The following is a 2,905-nucleotide window of genomic DNA, read 5'->3' as shown; positions in this document are numbered from 1 at the left end:
GGCGGGGCACTGGGCTTTGTTGCTGCAGGCGGATGTGACTACGCGACTATAGGTGGTTGCGCTCCCGCAAATCCTGCTATCGTAGCCGGGGGGGTTGCGCTAGGGGCTGGGGTTGGTGCAGCAGCAGGCAATGCGATGCACAGCGCCGGTGAGCAGCTGGATAAGGCTTGGAACCAGTTGGAGCGCCTGGTAAATAAGGCTAATACATCAACCTCACCGTCAGAGACTCAGTATGCATTGGTTGCAAGAGTTGCAGGCGCCTTTCCCGATGTAAGGAATGGGGTCGCCTATTTGAATGCAGGCGATATTTGGAAATATGGTACAACTTCTGATCCTGCCGGGCGTTACTCTGCTACAGCCCTGAACGCGCTTGGCTTACGAATGTTGGTTCAATCAACTGGTACACATTATGAGGTGCTGGCTCAAGAGAAGCTGCGGTTGATTGAATATTTTATAGCTAATGGCACTTTGCCTCCTGGAAACAGGATTTTCAAGTGATTGTTTATGATAATTAAATTCACATGTATTTCAGGGGAAGAGCTGGGTCATAAATTAGGTGATGCAGTTACTCTCATCGAGTCTGTTCTGCAGGCATTCTTTAAGGACAAGAAATATGGTGCGGATATCGATCAAGTTACTTTAGTCGCGATTGCCGTTGACTCTGATCCAGTTGAGAATGAGAAGTTCTATAAGCCAAATAACAAAGTTGGCCGCTACAAAGATTGGATTTGTGGAGAAACTGTTAAATACATTAGTTTAGCTCTGTCATTTGATCCAATTGTCTTTAATGGGTTAGAAGAAACCCATATGATTAGAGTGATATGTCGGTATCTCTTAGAGAAAGTGAACAAATTGGATGTGAAAATTCCGAAGGAATTTGATTGTCATGCATTTACAGAGGATATGAGACTAGCGGTAGAGATATATCTAAAGTCACTTGACAGTTGATGATTAAGGGGGCGCCAACTACCGCTATAGAATTGCTGGAGTCAGAGTGGTTGAATACTTTATTCTAAATGGTTCGCTCCCGCCTCGAAATAGAATGGGCATTTGGCGGGTGGCAAGCATCCCAAAACTGGCATTCCATTTGATGCAGATGGCTTTCCTGATTTCTCAAGTGTAACAAAAGCAACGGTTAAAATTGAACTGACGGGAACTCGGAGAGGGGATTTTGCAGCTGCAAATAAATTAGCTGGGCTAAAATCAACTCCGGAAAATTACACTTGGCATCATCATCAAGATGGAACAACAATGCAACTTGTTCCGAGTCGGATACATTCTCTTACTGGTCATACCGGTGGATTTAAACTTGGGAGGAAATAGTCATGATAGAAATAGGAAATCACGGTAGGACGATAATTGACTCTGAGGTTGTGGATATAGAAAAAAAGTTCAACGTAATATTTCCTGAGGAGTATAGGGCATTCCTTTTAAAATTCAATGGCGGCACTCCTGAATTTTGTTCGATTGACATACCTGGCATGGAAGATAGCCCAACGGACGTTAAAGTTTTTTTTGGTATCGATAGAAAATACGAAACTAGCAATATAGATTGGAATATTCAATTGTTAAATGAATTTGAATTTGATATTCCTTTACTTCCAATTGCTTCTGATTCCGGAGGTAGTATATTTTGCATAGAGTGTGGTTCTAATAATGTTGTCTTTTTGGATATGAATGAATCGCCGTGCGCAGTATATGAGGTTGCTAAAACTTTCGAAGAATTTCTTTCTGCTATTAGAGAATGATAGAAACTTTGGTTGTCCTGTCAAAATTCACGCCTTTGTCATTAATTGATGGCGGTGATAATTTTTAAAATGTAGGTAATAAGCTGTGTAAGGTAGGAGATGGCTTTTATCTTCAATCGTTGGGGTCAGAGCGATTGATTTCGGCGGATAACGGCCGCCAGCAGCCGATCAACCACCGCAAATCGTTGGGGTCACCCATTAAAAATCGTTGGGGTCAGAGTGGTTGATTCAGTTGGCTGAGCGGCCACCTGCTGGACAAGAAGAGCAGTGCCGACGACACCCTCCAATACCGCTACAACGCACTGGGCCAAGTCACCCAGGCCCGCAACCAGCAATTGACCACAGACTATGTCTACGACGGCCTCACCCATCGCCTGATCCGCCAACAGGACAGTCGTGGCCTGAAACTGCGCTACGCCTACAGTGCTGGCGGCCTGCTGAACAGCGTGGAAAAATCGTTGGGGTCAGAGTCGTTGATTTTGGCGGATAACCGCCGCCAGCGGCGACGTGCTGGCCAGCTTCCAGTACGACCCCAACGGCAACCTGACCCTGAAGACGGTCGGCACAGTTAAGCATGCCTTCCAGTACAACAGCCTGCAGCAGCTGACCCGGATCAACCTGGACAGCGCAGCGGGCACCCTGCTGGGCAGCTACCGTTACGACGCCGACGGCAAGCGCATCGGCCGCAGCGATGGCGCCGGCGGCCAGGATTACCACTACCTGGGCGACGATATCATCGCCGGTTATCAAACCGGCCAGTATCAGACGCCGCTATGGCGCACCGTGCATGGCGGGGCCACCGACGACCCGCTGCTGCGCATTACCGCGCAAGGCACGCAGACCTATCATGGCGATGGCTTGGGCAGTATCGTCGGGCTGAGCAATGGCCAGGGTCAACTGACGGCCTGGCAGCGCTTCGATGCGTGGGGCAACCGGCTCAATGGGCAAGGCGATATTCCGCAGTACGGCTACACCGGTCGCGAGCCGGATGTGGCGGGGCTGGTGTACTACCGGGCCAGATGGTACGACCCGAGTATCGGGCGCTTTACGCAGCGTGATCCGTCAGGTTTGGCCGGGGGCTTGAACCCGTATGCCTATGTGGATGGTGATCCAATCAACTTGATCGACCCAAGTGGGTTGACGTCCGCGAAGCCGCA

Annotated in this window: 5 protein-coding genes and 1 pseudogene; all 6 read left to right on the top strand. The window is 49.0% G+C overall.

The window, feature by feature from the left end:
- Positions 1 to 498 (top strand): annotated as a pseudogene (locus FFS57_RS24545) (hypothetical protein); the annotation flags it as partial.
- A gap of 6 nt (positions 499 to 504) precedes the next feature.
- Positions 505 to 948 carry an Imm44 family immunity protein gene (locus tag FFS57_RS24540; protein WP_137940454.1) on the top strand — a complete coding sequence of 148 codons (444 nt, stop codon included), beginning with the start codon at positions 505 to 507 and terminating at the stop codon, positions 946 to 948.
- A gap of 102 nt (positions 949 to 1,050) precedes the next feature.
- Entirely contained in the window at positions 1,051 to 1,323 is a 273-nt protein-coding gene (locus FFS57_RS24535; protein WP_137940453.1) for an HNH endonuclease, read from the top strand.
- Between the two features lie 2 nt (positions 1,324 to 1,325).
- Positions 1,326 to 1,748, top strand: a complete 423-nt coding sequence (locus FFS57_RS24530) for an SMI1/KNR4 family protein (protein ID WP_137940452.1) — start codon at positions 1,326 to 1,328, stop codon at positions 1,746 to 1,748.
- A 335-nt stretch (positions 1,749 to 2,083) separates the two neighbouring features.
- The gene (locus FFS57_RS25485; protein ID WP_171014204.1) at positions 2,084 to 2,320 is read left to right on the top strand and encodes a hypothetical protein; all 237 of its coding nucleotides are present in this window, start codon (positions 2,084 to 2,086) and stop codon (positions 2,318 to 2,320) included.
- Positions 2,256 to 2,905: RHS repeat-associated core domain-containing protein (locus FFS57_RS24525; protein WP_137940451.1), on the top strand; the 650-nt coding region annotated here is incomplete at its 3' end. The genes FFS57_RS25485 and FFS57_RS24525, both read left to right, overlap by 65 nt.

This window comes from Chitinivorax sp. B, from assembly GCF_005503445.1.
Taxonomy (GTDB): Bacteria; Pseudomonadota; Gammaproteobacteria; order Burkholderiales; family SCOH01; genus Chitinivorax.
Note: the sequence above shows the minus strand (reverse complement) of the source record. Positions and strands in the feature narration are given on the sequence as shown.

Coding starts and splice junctions, on each gene's coding strand:
- FFS57_RS24540 (WP_137940454.1), top strand. CDS start 505: ATGATAATTAAATTCACATGTATTTCAGGGGAAGAGCTGGGTCATAAA.
- FFS57_RS24530 (WP_137940452.1), top strand. CDS start 1,326: ATGATAGAAATAGGAAATCACGGTAGGACGATAATTGACTCTGAGGTT.